The sequence below is a fragment of the Steroidobacter sp. genome, assembly GCF_036402275.1.
In the GTDB taxonomy this organism is placed as follows: domain Bacteria; phylum Pseudomonadota; class Gammaproteobacteria; order Steroidobacterales; family Steroidobacteraceae; genus Steroidobacter.
The window spans coordinates 1-15637 of sequence record NZ_DASWTF010000005.1 but is presented as its reverse complement, the minus strand read 5'-3'; the positions used below and the strand labels follow the sequence as shown (position 1 = coordinate 15637).

The window sequence follows — 15637 nt, the reverse complement described above, 5'->3', positions numbered from 1 at the left end:
TTACTCGATAACCTTGGGCACCAGGTACAGGTCCGCTTCCACTTGCGGGGCGTTGCGCTGGTATTTGGCGTGCTGGTCGGTATCCAGCACTTCGTCCGGACGCATACGCTGCACCTGATCGGCGAGCGGATGCGCCATCGGCTCCACCGACGAGGTATCCGCCGCGTTCAACTGGGCAACGAAGTCGAAGATCTTCGACAGGCTGTCCACGTACACGGGCAGCTGATCCTCGGTGAGCGACAGGCGCGCCAGGTGCGCGATGTTCGTAACATCGTCTCGAGTAAGACTCATGGGCCGAAATTCCGCTGGAAAGACCGTGAAATAAATTGCAGGCAGTGCGACCTCACGCGCGCCTCGCCATCAGGCGAAGGACGAACGGGGAGCAAAAAACACCGCAAAAATCCCTGAAAAAATGCGGCTTAATCATACACCTGAAAGCTTGTGCTATGTGAAACCCATTGCTAGAGTACCGCAACTTTTTTGCCCCCCTTTTCTCGTCCGCAGTCGACCCGTACGCTCGACAGACAACAACCATGTTCAAAAACCTCCGCGGGTATTTCTCCAACGACCTGTCGATCGATCTGGGCACCGCGAACACGCTCATTTATGTGCGTGGCAAAGGCATCGTGCTGAACGAGCCCTCGGTGGTCGCGATCCGCGAAGAGCCGGGCCGGGCCGGCAAGAAGATCGAGGCGGTGGGTCAGGAAGCGAAGAACATGCTGGGCCGCACGCCCGGTCACATCACCGCCATCCGGCCGATGAAAGACGGCGTGATCGCCGACTTCACCGTCACCGAGAAGATGTTGCAGTACTTCATCGAGAAGGTGCACGGCAATCGTCTCATGCGTCCCAGCCCGCGCGTGCTGATCTGCGTCCCATATGGCTCCACGCAAGTGGAACGCCGCGCGATTCAGGAATCGGCCGAAGGCGCCGGCGCCCGCTGGGTGCGTCTGATCGAAGAGCCCATGGCGGCCGCGGTCGGCGCCGGCCTGCCGGTGCATGAAGCCCGCGGCTCGATGGTGCTCGACATCGGCGGCGGCACCTCGGAAGTCGCGGTCATTTCCTTGAACGGTATCGTGTACGCCTCCTCGGTGCGCATCGGCGGCGATCGCTTCGACGACGCCATCATCAATTACGTGCGCCGTAACTACGGCATCCTGATCGGCGAAGCCACCGCCGAGAAGATCAAGATCGAAATCGGCTCGGCCTATCCCGGCCAGCAGGTGAACGAAATTTCCGTGAAGGGTCGCAACCTTTCCGAAGGCGTGCCGCGCAGCTTCACGCTCAATTCGAACGAAATCCTCGAAGCGTTGCAGGAACCGCTGGCCGGCATCGTCGGCGCGGTCAAGGTGGCGCTGGAACAGACGCCGCCCGAGTTGGGCGCGGACGTGGCCGAGCGCGGCATCGTGCTCACCGGCGGCGGCGCGCTGCTGCGTGATATCGACAAGCTGCTGATGGAAGAAACCGGCCTGCCGGTGGTGGTCTCCGAAGATCCGCTCACCTGCGTCGCCCGCGGCGGCGGCCGCATGCTGGAACTCATCGACGAACACGGCCCGGCGTTGTTCAATCTGGAATAGCCGGCCCGGCGAACTAAGCGTTAGTTCGCCCTATCACCTATGGTGACCCTCAGCTCCGACAGCCGGAACATCATTGGCCGAGGCCCGCCGCTCGGCGCCGGCCTCTTTTTTCTCGGTTTGGTCTCGGTCGGCGTGATGATGCTCGACACCCGCGGCGGTTATCTCGAGACCGTGCGGCTGTGGCTGGGCGCCGCCGCCAATCCCGTTTATGCCGTCGTGCAGACGCCGGGCCAGTTGTGGGACTGGCTGACCGGCAGCTTCGCCGATCGCACCCGCCTGCGCCTGGAGAACGCCGAGCTGTCTGAACAGCTGCGCGTGGCGCGCGTCAAGCTGCTGCAATTCGACTCGCTGCGCGAAGAAAACGTTCGTCTGCGGGCGGTTCGTGAGGCCTCGGCCGGCGTCGGCGGACGCACCATGATCGCGGAAATCATGCGCGTCGACGTCGACCCGTTCCGTCATCGGGTGCGAATCAACAAGGGCGCCGAGGACGGCGTGTTCAGGAATCAGCCGGTGCTCGACGCGTTCGGCATCGTCGGCCAGGTGGTTCAGGTGGATAAATACTCCGCCACCTTGATCCTGATCAGCGACGCCGAGCACGCCATTCCCGTCCAGGTGAATCGCAACGGCATCCGCTCCATCGCGGTCGGCGCGGGCGACTTGAACAAGCTCAGCCTGCCATACATGACCGTGGAGTCGGACGTGAAGACCGGCGATCTGCTGGTGTCCTCCGGCCTGGATGGCATTTTTCCCGCCGGCTATCCGGTGGCGCATGTCACTCGGGTGGAACGCAATCCCGCCGATACGTTCGCGCTGGTGGAAGCGAAGCCGCTGGCGCAGCTGGATCGCGATCGTGAAGTGCTGCTGCTGTGGACCGATCCGCCGACGCAAGTGGAAGCGCCGGCTCAGGAAAGCGACATCGCCAGCAAGCCTGCCGCGGCGACGAGCCAACCCAAACCCGCAGCGACTACAGAAACCGCGCCCGCGGCCGAAACCCCGCCTAAGCCACCGGCTGCGCAGCCGCAGCCTCAACAGCCCTCGCAAGAATGAGTGAAGGTCGCATCAGCCGTTTGCGCGTCACCGTCACGGTGATCGTGGCGATCATCTTCGCCGTCGTGCCCTTGCCCGAGCCGATCAACGCGGCCCGGCCGGACCTGCTGTTGTTGCTGGTGATTTACTGGTCGCTGAGCGCGCCGCGCATCGCCGGCCTGCTGTTCGCCTGGTTCTGCGGCCTGGCCATCGACGTGCTCAAGGGCATCGTGCTCGGCCAGCACGCGTTCGCGTTCCTTGTGGTCGCTTATATGACGCACAAGTTACAGCTGCGCATGCGCATCTGGCCGGTCTCGCAACAGGCCCTGTTCGTGTTCGGCTTTCTCGCGGTCTACCAATTTCTCGTGTTCTGGCTGGATGGCATCATCGGCCAGCCGGTGACGACCTGGCAGCGCTGGCTGCCGGTGCTCAGCGGCGCCCTGTTGTGGCCGGTGCTGGTCGCCGTCCTGGACACCTGGAACCGGAGGAACCGGTAGCACCGCCACCGGTATTGGATCATGCCTCGTTCCGTGCGCATCAAAGATCATCTGGGCGAACAGCAACTGTTCGAGCAGCGCGCGGTCGTGGCCGCCGTGATCATGGTGATCGCCATGGGTCTGGTGATCTCGCGCCTGGTGTGGCTGCAGGTGGTGAAGTACGAATACTTCGCCGATCTTTCCCAAGGCAACCGGATCCGCATCGAGCCCATTCCGCCCAATCGCGGCCTGATCCTGGACCGCAACGGCCTGCCGCTCGCGACCAACGCGCCCTCGTATCAATTGGAATTGACCAAGGAGCAGGTCGAGGACATCGATGCCACCTTGAACGGCATCGCCGAGATCGGGCTCATCGAGAAGGACGCCATTCCGACCATCAAGCGCGACCTGCGCGGCCGGCGCAGCTTCGACGCAGTTCCGATCAAGCTACAGCTCAGCGAGCTGGAGCTGGCGCGCTTCGCCGCCCGCCGCCATCAGTTCCCGGGCGTGGAGATTCGTCCGCGCCTGACGCGTTACTACCCGCTCGCCGAAAGCAGCGTGCATGCGATCGGCTACGTCGGCGCGATCAGCGAGGACGACAAGAAGCGCCTCAACCTGGACGACTACGCCGGCACCACGCTCACCGGCAAGAACGGCGTCGAATATGCGTACGAGAGTCAGCTGCACGGCAAGGCCGGCTACCAGCAACTGCTGGTGAATGCACAAGGTCGCAGCGTCGAGCGCATCGGCGACGAAGCCGCCAAGCTGGAACGCCGCGAGCCGGTGGCCGGCAACGATCTGTTCCTGACCATCGATCAGCGCGTCCAGCAGGCGGCTGAAGAAGCCTTGCGCGGTCAGCGCGCCTCGGCGGTGGCGATCGATCCTGCCAACGGCGACATCATCGCCTTCGTCAGCACCCCGGCGTTCGATCCGAATTTGTTTGCTCGCGGCCTGTCGCGCCCCGAGTATCTGGCGCTCACCGAGGATCCGAACCGGCCGATGTACGATCGCGTGATTCGCGGCGTGTATCCACCCGGCTCCACGGTGAAACCGATGATGGCGCTGGCCGCGCTCGAGAACGGCATCGTGACGCCGGCGAACTCGGTGTTCTGTCGTGGCGCGTACCGCATGCCGGGCGTCAGCAGACCGTGGCGCGACTGGAAGCCTGGGGGTCACGGCCACGTGGACATGCGCAAAGCCATCGCGACCTCTTGCGACGTGTATTTCTACGACATCGCCAACCAGATGGGCGTGGATCGCATCCACGACTACCTGTCGCAGTTCGGCATGGGCCAGCTGACGGGAATCGACATTCCCGGCGAAAAGAACGGCCTGTTGCCGTCCACGGAATGGAAAAAGAAAGCCTTCCGCCGCAAGGAAGCGCAGATGTGGTTCCCCGGCGATACCATCAGCATCGGCATCGGCCAGGGCTATATGACCGCCACGCCGCTGCAGCTGGCGCATGCTACCGCCACGATTGCCAATCGCGGGCAACGCTTCAAGCCCAGACTGGTGCGCGCCGTTCGCAATGTGACGACCGGCGAGATCACCGAGTTGAAGCCGTCAGCGCTACCGTCCGCGCACGTGAACGATCCGGGCGCGTGGGATGTCGCGATCGGCGGCATGTACGACGTGGCGAATGCTTCTTACGGTACTGCGCGTGGCGCAACCGCCAATGCGCTCTACAAGATCGCCGGCAAGAGCGGCACGGCGCAGGTGTTCACCGTGGCCGCCAACGAAAAAATGAAAAAGGCGGGCGAACTCGCCGAGCATTTGCGTGACCACGCTCTGTTCGTTGCCTTCGCCCCCGCCGAAGCGCCGCGCATCGCAGTCGCGGTCGTCGTCGAAAACGCGCCGGGCGGCGGCTCTGCCTTCGCGGCCCCGATCGCAAGGCGTATTCTCGATGTTTATTTGCTGACGCCCGAACAACTGGCGGAGCAAGACGCGAAGCGTAAGCCCGCGCCGCCCGCCCCTGTGCCGCGACCAGGAGAGACAGAATGAGCGTGGACGCGCTCGACTCATCGCGCACTCAGCGCACGCTGACGGGCACCGCCCGGCTGCTGCTGGCCCTGCATATCGACGGGCCGCTGTTCATCGCGTTGTGCATGGTCGGCGCGGTCGGCGCCATCGTTCTGTTCAGCGCCTCGGGCAGCAGCCTCGGCATGCTCGAAGCTCAGCTGATGCGTTTCGGCCTGGGCTTGATCGCGATGATCATGCTGGCGCAGGTGCCGCCGCGGATCATTCGTAACGCCGCGCCGGTGGCCTACGTGATCGGCCTGGTCCTGTTGTTGCTGGTGATGTTCACCGGCGATATCGCCATGGGCGCGCAGCGCTGGCTCGATCTCGGTTTCGTGCGCTTCCAGCCCTCCGAGATCATGAAGCTCGCCGTGCCGCTGGCATGCGCCTGGTATCTGCACGAGCGGCCGCTGCCGCCAAGTCTCACATCTCTGCTGGTGGTGGGGCTGGGCATCGTGATTCCGACGGTGATCATCGCCGAGCAGCCCGATCTTGGCACGGCGCTGCTGGTCGCTGCCGGCGGCGGCATGGTGGTGCTGCTCGCCGGCCTGCAGGTTCGTTACATCCTCAGCGTGGTGGCGTTACTGGTCCCCGTGGCCGTGGGCGCCTGGATGTTTCTGCTACACGACTATCAGAAGCAGCGCGTGCTCACGTTCCTCGATCCACAGAGCGATCCCCTGGGCTCGGGTTATCACATCATCCAGTCGCAGATCGCGATCGGCTCGGGCGGCGTGTTCGGTAAGGGCTATCTCAACGGCAGCCAGGTGCAGCTGGAGTTTCTGCCGGAGCGCTCCACCGACTTCATTTTCGCCGTGGTCGGCGAGGAATGGGGCCTGATGGGACTGGTCACGGTGATTCTGCTGCTGATGTTCGTCATCGGCCGCGCGTTGTATCTGTCGGCCACCGCGCATGACACATTCTCGCGGCTCGCCTCCGGCAGTCTGGCGCTGACGTTCTGCGTGTATGTATTCGTCAATACCGGCATGGTCACCGGGCTGCTGCCCGTGGTGGGCGTGCCGCTGCCGTTCATCAGCTATGGCGGCACCGCCATGGTGACCCTCATGGCCGGTTTCGGTATTCTCATGTCGTTGTGCGCGAAGCGGAAACTCGTGAGCCGATAGAATGTCTCTCAAACTACTGACTCGCCGGTTACAAGCTGCTCGTGCTGAATAATCTACAGACCCTCACCGCCGTTCTTTCGCCCTTCGCTCTGTTCGCAGCGGCCTCGCCCGCGCTGGCGTTCGACATCAAGCGGCCGGAGGTGAGCTCGTTCATCGAGACCATGACGCGCGATCATGGCTTCGAGAAGAACAAGCTCGAGGCGCTGCTCAAGACCGCCGAGACCAAGCAGCCCATTCTCGACGCGATCAGCCGCCCCGCCGAGCGCGTGGTGCCCTGGCACGAATATCGCGATCGTTTCCTGACCGAGAAGCGCATCAATCAAGGCGCGGATTTCTGGCTGGCGCACGGCGAGAAGCTCAAGCAGATCTCCGATCCGCAGCTGGCGGACGTCGTGGTCGGCATCCTCGGCGTGGAAACCTCGTTCGGCCGCATCACCGGCCGCTACAAAGTGCTCGATGCGCTGGTGACATTGGGCTTCGACTATCCACCGCGCGGCGCATTCTTCCTCGGCGAGCTGCAGGAGTTCCTGTTGCTGTCGCGAGAGGAGAAAGTCGATCCAGCCACGGTGCTCGGCTCGTATGCCGGCGCGATGGGCGCGGCGCAGTTCATATCCTCGAGCTACCGCAAATGGGCGGTGGACGGCGACGGCGACGGCCACCGCGATCTGTGGAACAGCTGGGACGACGTCGTCGGCTCGGTGGCCAACTATCTGCACGAGAACGGCTGGGTGGACGGCCAGCAGATCCTCGCGGCCGCGACCCTGAACGATCCGGACATGTCGCGATTTGAAGTCAAGTTGGCTTTGACCGAGACCGTGCAATCATTACGCGACAAGGGCGTGAAGTTCGAGACCGAGCTGCCGCCGGACGCGCCCGCCATGCTGATCGTCGGCCAGGGCAAGGACGGCCCGGTGTATCGCGTCGGCTTCAACAACTTCTACGCCATCACCCGCTACAACCGCAGCCCCATGTACGCCATGGCGGTGCATGACCTGGGCGAGGCCATTCAGAACTATATGAGGGATACCGAGAGATGAGGATGCAGGCCGGGCGACCCTCGACACTGCAATGGCTTCCTCTCGCACTCGCTCTGGTCCTCGCCGGTTGCGTCACATCGCCGCCCATTCGGGCTCCGAAACATCCGCCGCCATCTCTGCCGCCGCCGTCGCCCATTCCGGCGGAGATCGAGAACATTCCTGATCCCGTGCCCCGCAGCGAGCCCAAATCGGCTCGCGGCAATCCGCCGTTTTACACCGTGCTGGGCAAACGTTACCACGTGCTCAACAGCGCCGAGGGCTACCAGGAGCGCGGGGTCGCCTCGTGGTACGGGCCGGGCTTTCACGCGGCCAGCACCTCCAACGGCGAGCGCTACGATATGTACGCAATGACCGCAGCTCACAAGACGCTGCCGCTGCCGGCGTACGTGCAAGTCACCAATCTGAAGAACGGTAAGCACGTCATCGTGCGCGTCAACGATCGCGGCCCCTTCAAGGAAGGTCGCATCATCGATCTTTCCTACACCGCGGCCGCCAAGCTCGACATGATCAAGGCGGGCACCGCGTTCGTCGAAGTGCGCGCGTTGACGCCGGTGCAAAAGGCATCGCCGCCCGCGGCCCCGGCGGCGACGTCGGACTTGTATGTACAGGCCGGCGCCTTCGGCACCGAAGCCAACGCGACCCGGCTGCTCGGTCAGCTGCGCTCCAAGGGCGTGAGCAATGCGTTCGTGCGTGCGGACGAGATCGACGGCAAGACGCTGTATCGCGTCCGCGTCGGACCCATTCCCACGGTCAACGAGTTCGATCGAGTGGTGAGTCGCCTGCGCGCACTCGGCGTTTCCGACGCGCGCCTGGCGGCGAACTGATTCGTCAGCTCCGCGCCCGACCGCGGGCGCGCGATTGCCACAATTCGCCTACTTTCCAGCGGCGCCGATGCGTAGAATGCGCCCCGCCGCACCCTCGTCCCGTCTGGAGTCCATGGCCGTCACCATGCACGCAAGCAAGCCCGCCACCCTGCTGAAAATCACTGCATCCCTCGTTCTCGCGTTGTCGCTGGTCGCTTGTTCAGACTCGGATCCGCCGGTGGGTGAACGCGCCATTGCCGCGCCGCTGCCGGATGTCACAACGCTGTCCAATGCGTCCGGCACCAAGCCGCCGCCGATCCCGGCGCCGCCGCAGGTGCAGGCGCGCGGTTATATCCTGATGGACTACACCAGCAATCAGGTGCTCGCCGCCACCAACGAGAACGAGCGTCTGGAACCGGCGAGCCTGACCAAGCTCATGACGGCGTACGCGGTATTTCACGCGCTCAAGGACGGGCGCATCAAGATGACGGACATGGTGACCATCAGCCCGCACGCGCGCTCTCAGGAAGGCTCGCGCATGTTCGTCGACGTGGGCACGCAGGTGAGCGTCGAGAATCTGATCCAGGGCATGATCGTGCAGTCGGGCAACGATGCCACCGTGGCGTTGGCCGAGCACGTGGCTGGCAGCGAGCCGGTGTTCGTCGATCTGATGAATCAGTACGCGCAGCAGCTCGGCATGGTGAGCACGCGCTTCCAGAACAGCCCGGGCATGCCGCATCCCGAGCACTATACGACGGCGCGCGATATCGCCGTGCTGTCGACCGCGCTGATCAAGGAATATCCAGACAACTACAAGTGGTATTCGCAGCGTGAGTTCACCTGGAACAAGATCACGCAGCCCAATCGCAACGGCCTGCTGTATCGCGATCCGTCGGTCGACGGTCTGAAGACCGGTCACACCGAATCGGCGGGTTACTGCCTGGTGTCCTCCGCGCATCGTGACGGCATGCGCCTCGTGTCGGTGGTGATGGGATCGCCCACCATTCGTGCGCGTGAAGACGCGAGCTCGGCGCTGCTCAACTACGGCTTCAACTTCTATCAGACGCGCAAGCTGTACGCGAACAAGGCGCCCGTGATGACCGTGAAGGTCTGGAAAGGCGAACTGGACGATGTGCCGCTGGGCGTGGTCCAGGAAATCTACGCCACCATCCCGCGCGGCCAGGAAAATCTGCTGAGCGCGGCCGCCGATGTGCCGGATCCGTTGTTCGCACCGCTGTCCGCGGGCAAGCCGGCTGGACAACTCCGGGTCACGCTGGGCGACAAGGTCATCGGCACCTATCCGCTGCATCCGATGCAGGAAGTGCCCGAGGCCGGCTTCTTCGGCCGGCTGACGGACGACGTGAAACTCTGGATGAAGTAACGGTTCGTTATGGCCGAGCCCCTGCCGCAGTGTTATCTCAATGGCGAGTACGTAGCATTGCGCGACGCTCGCATCTCGCCGTTGGACCGGGGTTTCCTGTTCGGCGACAGCGTTTATGAAGTGCTGCCGGTGTTCGACGGGCGGATGTTTCTATTCCGCGAGCACTTCGATCGGCTGGCGCGCAGCCTGCGCGAGATCCGGCTGGAGAATCCGCACACGCACGAGGAGTGGCACGCCATTCTGCAGCAGTTGTTCGTGCGCAATGGCGGCGGTGACATGTACCTGTATCTGCAAGTCACGCGTGGCATGGAGTTCGGGCGGAATCACGCGTTCCCCCTGGTCCCCGTGAAGCCGACCGTGTTCGCCATGGCCTCGCCGCTTCCGGTGTTCACGGATGAGGACCGTGCGGCGGGATTGTCCGCGATCACGGTGCAGGACTTCCGCTGGGGCCGATGCGACATCAAGTCGACGGCGCTGCTGGCCAATGTGCTCATGAAGCAGCAGGCTGCCGACGCGGGCGCGAATGAAGCGATCATCGTGCGCGATGGAGAGGTGCTCGAAGGCTCGTCCACGAGTGTCTTCATCGTCGTGAATGGCGTGCTGGTGACGCCGCCGAACAGCCATCGGATTCTGCCCGGCACGACGCGCGATGCGGCACTGTCGCTTGCGACTGATTCTATGCCGGTGGAGATCCGGAGTATTTCCATCGACGAGTTGCGGGCTGCGGATGAGGTCTGGATTTCGGCTGCTACACGCGACGTGTTGCCAGTAACGCGCGTCGATGGCGCACCGATCGGCGCGGGCCGCCCAGGCCCGGCCTATCTGCGCCTCAGCGAGGCTTTTGGAGCTCTGCGCCAGCGACTGGCGGGCACCCCGGCCTACACGGCCCCGGAATAAGGGCGGCTTGACTTACCGCCCGTACAGCCGCATATCGACGCAATGACCGACACCCCCGAGACTTCCGAGACCCTGTTCGAGTTTCCCTGCGACTTTCCGCTGAAGGTCATGGGGCGTCGTACGGACGACTTCCGCAGTATCGTGCTGGGCATCGTGCAGAAACACGCCGGCCCGATCACGCCCGACAACATCGAAGAACGGCCCAGCAGCAGCGGCGCGTACCTGAGCCTGACCTGCACGTTCACCGCTCAGAGCAAACGACAGCTCGACGATCTGTATAAAGAGCTGACGGCGCATGAGCGGGTGATGGTGGTCCTTTAAAGGCTCATTGCTCCGAAGCGACGCGGATGACGACTTTGCCGGTCGAGCGTCGTCCATTGAGCACATCCAGCGCGTCGGTGAAGCGCTCCAAGCCCTGCAGCTCGGTGACGTGTGGCTTGATCTTTCCAGTCTCGAAGAGATCGAACAGCGCTTTCAAATTGGCGGCATGAACCGCGGGCTCTTTGCGCGTGTGAGCGCCCCAGAACACGCCGACGAGGGAGCAGCCTTTCAGCAAAGGCAGGTTGAGCGGGATTGCGGGAATCTTCCCGCCGGCAAATCCGATGACGAGATAACGGCCGTTCCAGGCCATGCTACGCACGACTTGCTCAGCGAAGTCCGCGCCGACTGGGTCGTAGGCGACGTCGATGCCGCGGTCGCCGGTGAACTCCATCACTTTCGCTTTGATGGTGTCCTGCGTGTAATTGAACACAGCATCCGCGCCGTGGCGCTTCGCAAGTTCTAGCTTCTCGGGAGTGCTGGCTGCGGCGAGCACGCGGGCTCCGAGGGCTTTGCCGATTTCGATGGCGGTCAAGCCGACGCCGCCGGCGGCGCCGAGAACGAGCAATGTTTCGCCGGGCTGAATGTTTGCTCGCTGGACCAGCGCGTGATACGTCGTGCCGTAGTTGACGAGAAAGCCAGCGGCAGCAGCCATGCTCATGGACGCGGGCAGCGGGATGAGGGCGTTCGCAGGGGCAACGCACTCTTCAGCAAGCCCGCCCTGCCCCGCCATCGCGAGCACACGCTCGCCTGCTTTGAATTCTGTGACATCCGCCGCGACTTCAGTGATCACACCGGCAACTTCATTGCCAGGCGTGTACGGCGCTTCCGGCTTGACCTGATATTTGCCCGCGACCATCAGCGCATCGGGAAAGCCGAAGCCCACCGCATGCACTCGCAAACGAACATGGCCAGGCTTCAACGCCGGCGTGGCGATGTCCTGCACGGAAAGATCGGGAGGCGGCCCATAGCTGCTGAGAACGACTGCGCGCATGAATATCCCCGGCGATGCAAGCCGCGTCCGATGAGCAGACGCGTTTGTTTGACGATCAGCCGACCGCGGGCGTCAGCCGCAACGATGCAAGCAGGCGCGGCGACAATGCATCCGCGACTTCCTGCACACTTGCGTTCACGCCCAGCGAGCGCAGATCGATCACTTCCAGGCCACGATAGCCGCAGGGATTGATGCGCTGGAACGGCTGGAGATCCATCGCAACATTGAACGCCAGGCCATGATAGCTGCTGCCGCGGCGGATCCGCAGCCCGATGCTGGCAACTTTACGGTCGTTTACATACACACCGGGCGCATCGCGCTTGGCGACCGCGGCGATGTTCCACGATGCGAGCAGATCGATGATGGCGTTCTCCAGAGCCATCACCAGCTGGCGCACGCCGAGCCCGGCTCTTCTCACATCGAGCAACGGATAGACCACCAGCTGTCCCGGCCCGTGGTACGTCACCTGACCGCCCCTGTCGATCTGCACGACGGGAATGTCACCGGGCGCGAGCAAGTGCTCGGGCGCAGCGTTCATGCCGAGGGTGAAAACTGGTGGATGTTCGAGAAACCAGATTTCGTCGGGAGTGCTGGCGTCGCGCTCGTTGGTGAAGTTCTGCATCGCGCGCCACGTGGGCTCGTATTCGACGCGCCCCAACCAACGCAGCACCGGCTCCCTCATCAAGGGTTGCCGACGGCAGGCTTCAGGCCAGCATTGTTTCTTTCGAGAGCTCGCTCGGCGCGATAGCTGGAACGAACCAGCGGGCCGGACACGCACTCGAGGAAACCTTTGGCCAGCGCCCACTCGCGGTAGCGCTCGAACTCAGCGGGCGTGACCCAACGTTCGATGGCCAGGTGATTCGGCGTCGGTCGCAAATACTGACCGAGCGTGAGAATGTCCACGCCGACCGCGCGCATATCGTCCATCGCGGTGGCGATCTCTTCGTCGGTCTCGCCGAGGCCCAGCATCAAGCTGGTCTTGGTCAGTACGTCGGGACGGAAACGTTTGGCGTGGCCGAGCACCGCCAATGTTTGTTCGTAGCTGGCGCGGGGATCGCGGACCGGATGAGTGAGACGGCGCACGGTCTCGACGTTCTGAGCGAACACTTCGAGGCCGCTGCCAACGACGGTCTCGACGTCGGCCAGCACGCCCTGGAAATCCGGCGTCAACGCTTCGACCGCGGTGTTCGGATTGAGCCGCTTGATCTCCTGCACGCACGCCGCGAAATGAGCAGCGCCGCCATCGGCCAGATCGTCACGGTTCACGGATGTGAGCACGACGTACTTGAGCTTCATCAGCTGCACGGTGCGGGCGCTGTTGGCCGGCTCATCGGTGTCGAGCCAGCCGTGAGGATTGCCCGTGTCCACCGCGCAGAAGCGGCAGGCGCGAGTGCAAACGGCGCCCATGAGCATGATGGTGGCGGTGCCGGCGTTCCAGCATTCGCCGATGTTCGGGCACTTGGCTTCTTCGCACACGGTCGCGAGGCGATGCTCTTTCACCGTGTTCTTCACGGAATCGAAGCCACGGCCGGCGGGCATAGGAGCACGCAGCCAGGTGGGCTTGCGGCCGAACTCTATGGGGCCGGACTGGGCAGACGCTTTGATGCCGTCCTTGATCGCGCTGAAGCCCTGCGGGGTGCGGTACTTGTCGCCGCTGCGGATGATGGGGATGCCTTTGAATTCGCTCACTGCAGGCTCGCTATGGGGGCTCGCTGGACGGAATTCTAGCCCAAATAAAAAAGCCCGGCCGGAGCCGGGCTTTTTGAGACAGATCGGAGCCCGGCCGGAGCCGGGCTTGTTCGACATTACGTCAGGTGACGATCAGGCGGCCTGGCTGCGGATCACCCACAGGTCGGCCAGGTCGCTCCACTTGGAGCCGTCCTTCACCGCGTTGAACGCCTGCCGGGCCTGATCCTTCTGGCCTTTCTTCAGGTAGGCGATGCCGAGGCTGATGTTCGCCTCGTCGATGTCGGTCACGCCGGTGCCGATGCTGATGCCCTTCTGCAAGGCCGCGATGGCCTTGTCGTATTCGCCGTAGCTCAGGTATGCCTGGCCCAGCGCGACCAGCGGCTGGCCCGAGGCGGTGGACTTCTCAGCCGAAGCGGCCAGCGAGGCGAGCTCGGCCTTGTCGATATCCGCCGCTTTCTTGGCGCCGGCCAGCAGACGGTCATAACGGCCCTGCTCGGTCTTGTCGGCGCTCTTCAGCGTGCCCGAATCCATGCCCTTCTGCACGGTCTCCTGGGCTTCGCCCGGGACGCCGGCGTCGATCGCGAGCTGCGCCATCTCGACCACGTCGCCCTTGTCCTTGAGCACACCCACGTCGTTCATGAGACGGTAGTAGCCCAGGGTCATGCGATCGCCTTGAGCTTTGCGGCGATAGATGTCGAGCAGATTTTCCCAGTACTCGGGCTTCGGATAGTGACGCACCATCTTCTTGAGCGCGTCGCCGATGCCGTCCTTGTTGTCGAGCTTGAAGTGCGAGCTCATGACGATCTGGATCCAGTTCTCGTCAGGCTTGCGACCCGCCTTTTCGGCGTTGTTGATCACGTTGGTCATGGTCGCCGCGGCGCCCTTGAAGTCGTTCAGCAGGTACTGCGACTGACCGAGCAGGATGCCCATGTCCTCGGTGTTCGGGTGCTTCTCGAGCCACTTCTTGGCCCACTGCGCGGCCTTGTTGTAATCCTTCACCTGGAAGTACAGCTGCGCCACGGTCTTGGTGCGCTCGTCGACCTGGTCGGCCGGCATCAGGCCGGAGTTCAGCATGCGCTCGAACACCGGCGCGGCTTCACCGAACTTCTTCTGCTGGATGAGCACGTAGCCCATGAATTCGTCGATCTGGTAGGCCTCGAACGGGGTCTTCTTTTCGACCGCGGCGGCCTTCTTGATCTCGGTCAGCGCCGTATCCCACTGCTTCTTCGCCATGGCCTCCTGAGCGGCCTTGAGCGGGGTGGCGACGGCCTTGGTCGTGATCTTGCCGGCGGCGGCCTTTTCCTCAGCGGCCTGCGCCGTGGGAGCCAGCAGAGTGACCGCGGGAACCACGGCACCTAGGGCGAGAGAAATCGCGAGGGCAATACTACGTACTCGAGTCATATGGTTTCCCGATCTATTACAAAGGGCGCGAATCAACCACATTCACTTCCGTATGACCGCCGAGCCGGCCATACACATTCTCCCTTTATGACCGCCGAGGCGCTCATAAATTCGCTGGCGGCCCCCATCCTGGAGCCACCTGAACTGCTGAGACTGTGTGAGTCGCTGACTACAAACGGCCGGCGGCGGGAATTGTTTCAAATCCCGCCGCCGGCGCTCGTCCAACTTTTGTCCGGCGGCAACCGCATCGTTCGGATCCACCCTGCAGACCGCCCCGGCTCAGGGCGTGGTCCGTGGGATGAACCCGGAGTCACGGTTATTCGCCCATGAATTGTTCGTTGCCGACGAAGCCGATGCGCTGCATGCCGTTGCGCTGGGCCAGAGCCAGCACCTTGGCCACCGTATCGTAATTCGCGCGACGCTCCGGACGCACGTGCAGCTCGGGTTGCGGATTCTTCGCCGCTTCAGCGCGGAAGTAACCTTCCAGCTGATCCAGCTGCACCAGCGAGCCGTTCCAGATCACGCTGCCGTCCCAGTCGATGTCGATGCGGATCGGATCGATCTGCACCTGGTTCTGCGGGGGCGGGCGATTGGTCTGGGGCATATCCAGCTTCACCGCGTGGGTCATCACGGGCAGGGTGATGATGAACATGATCAGCAGCACCAACATGACGTCGATCAACGGCGTCGTGTTCATATCGACCAGCGGCTCGCCATTGCCACCCGCGGAAACGCTCATCGCCATGACGCAACTCCTTTCTGTGAGAGCTATCGACCAGAAGCAGGTTCGCGCAATGGATGGAAACTAACTCGGCGCATGTCCGGTTCAAGCCAGTACAAGCCACTTGAACTTTCCGGGCCGCGAGCCGGTCGATATGGATTCAGCTAATGTTTCCTGGTC

General features: G+C 63.3%; 16 protein-coding genes. 10 read left to right on the top strand and 6 right to left on the bottom strand.

The window, feature by feature from the left end; genetic code table 11:
• The gene (gatC, locus tag VGD45_RS01665; protein ID WP_331153525.1) at positions 1-291 is read right to left on the bottom strand and encodes an Asp-tRNA(Asn)/Glu-tRNA(Gln) amidotransferase subunit GatC; all 291 of its coding nucleotides are present in this window, start codon (positions 289-291) and stop codon (positions 1-3) included.
• Between the two features lie 242 nt (positions 292-533).
• On the opposite strand from gatC, the gene VGD45_RS01660 reads away from it, so the two are divergent.
• The 10 genes from VGD45_RS01660 to VGD45_RS01615 all read left to right on the top strand — a co-directional run bounded on the left by VGD45_RS01660 (position 534) and on the right by VGD45_RS01615 (position 10655).
• Positions 534-1577 (top strand): rod shape-determining protein, encoded by a 1044-nt coding sequence (locus VGD45_RS01660; RefSeq protein ID WP_116812772.1) that lies wholly within the window; start codon positions 534-536, stop codon positions 1575-1577.
• Between the two features lie 39 nt (positions 1578-1616).
• Positions 1617-2624: a rod shape-determining protein MreC gene (gene mreC / locus VGD45_RS01655; protein ID WP_331153524.1), complete on the top strand. Its 1008-nt coding sequence runs from the start codon at positions 1617-1619 to the stop codon at positions 2622-2624.
• Entirely contained in the window at positions 2621-3100 is a 480-nt protein-coding gene (gene mreD / locus VGD45_RS01650) for a rod shape-determining protein MreD (protein ID WP_331153523.1), read from the top strand. The genes mreC and mreD overlap by 4 nt, the downstream gene beginning before the upstream one ends.
• A gap of 21 nt (positions 3101-3121) precedes the next feature.
• A complete protein-coding gene (gene mrdA, locus VGD45_RS01645; RefSeq protein ID WP_331153522.1) occupies positions 3122-5080 on the top strand; it encodes a penicillin-binding protein 2 in 1959 nt (652 codons plus the stop codon).
• Complete coding sequence (gene rodA, locus VGD45_RS01640) at positions 5077-6216, top strand: rod shape-determining protein RodA (RefSeq protein WP_331153521.1); 1140 nt, start codon at positions 5077-5079, stop codon at positions 6214-6216. Before mrdA ends, rodA begins: the two co-directional genes overlap by 4 nt.
• Before the next feature lie 41 nt (positions 6217-6257).
• Complete coding sequence (gene mltB / locus VGD45_RS01635; protein ID WP_331153520.1) at positions 6258-7253, top strand: lytic murein transglycosylase B; 996 nt, start codon at positions 6258-6260, stop codon at positions 7251-7253.
• Between the two features lie 2 nt (positions 7254-7255).
• Positions 7256-8077: a septal ring lytic transglycosylase RlpA family protein gene (locus VGD45_RS01630; protein ID WP_331153519.1), complete on the top strand. Its 822-nt coding sequence runs from the start codon at positions 7256-7258 to the stop codon at positions 8075-8077.
• 67 nt (positions 8078-8144) lie between these two features.
• Complete coding sequence (locus VGD45_RS01625) at positions 8145-9437, top strand: D-alanyl-D-alanine carboxypeptidase family protein (RefSeq protein ID WP_331153518.1); 1293 nt, start codon at positions 8145-8147, stop codon at positions 9435-9437.
• 21 nt (positions 9438-9458) lie between these two features.
• A complete protein-coding gene (locus VGD45_RS01620) occupies positions 9459-10334 on the top strand; it encodes a D-amino acid aminotransferase (RefSeq protein WP_414717548.1) in 876 nt (291 codons plus the stop codon).
• A 42-nt stretch (positions 10335-10376) separates the two neighbouring features.
• Positions 10377-10655: a DUF493 domain-containing protein gene (locus VGD45_RS01615; RefSeq protein WP_331153516.1), complete on the top strand. Its 279-nt coding sequence runs from the start codon at positions 10377-10379 to the stop codon at positions 10653-10655.
• Positions 10656-10659: 4 nt separating this feature from the next.
• Here the strand turns inward: VGD45_RS01615 and VGD45_RS01610 are convergent, their stop codons facing one another.
• From VGD45_RS01610 to VGD45_RS01590, 5 genes are all read right to left on the bottom strand, one after another.
• Complete coding sequence (locus tag VGD45_RS01610; RefSeq protein ID WP_331153515.1) at positions 10660-11646, bottom strand: NADPH:quinone oxidoreductase family protein; 987 nt, start codon at positions 11644-11646, stop codon at positions 10660-10662.
• 55 nt (positions 11647-11701) lie between these two features.
• The gene (gene lipB / locus VGD45_RS01605; RefSeq protein WP_349263190.1) at positions 11702-12328 is read right to left on the bottom strand and encodes a lipoyl(octanoyl) transferase LipB; all 627 of its coding nucleotides are present in this window, start codon (positions 12326-12328) and stop codon (positions 11702-11704) included.
• Positions 12328-13335 (bottom strand): lipoyl synthase, encoded by a 1008-nt coding sequence (lipA, locus tag VGD45_RS01600; RefSeq protein ID WP_331153513.1) that lies wholly within the window; start codon positions 13333-13335, stop codon positions 12328-12330. The genes lipB and lipA overlap by 1 nt, the downstream gene beginning before the upstream one ends.
• Positions 13336-13467: 132 nt before the next feature.
• Positions 13468-14736 (bottom strand): tetratricopeptide repeat protein, encoded by a 1269-nt coding sequence (locus tag VGD45_RS01595; protein ID WP_331153512.1) that lies wholly within the window; start codon positions 14734-14736, stop codon positions 13468-13470.
• 316 nt (positions 14737-15052) lie between these two features.
• Positions 15053-15481 carry a biopolymer transporter ExbD gene (locus VGD45_RS01590; protein ID WP_331153511.1) on the bottom strand — a complete coding sequence of 143 codons (429 nt, stop codon included), beginning with the start codon at positions 15479-15481 and terminating at the stop codon, positions 15053-15055.
• Positions 15482-15637 lie beyond the last annotated feature (156 nt).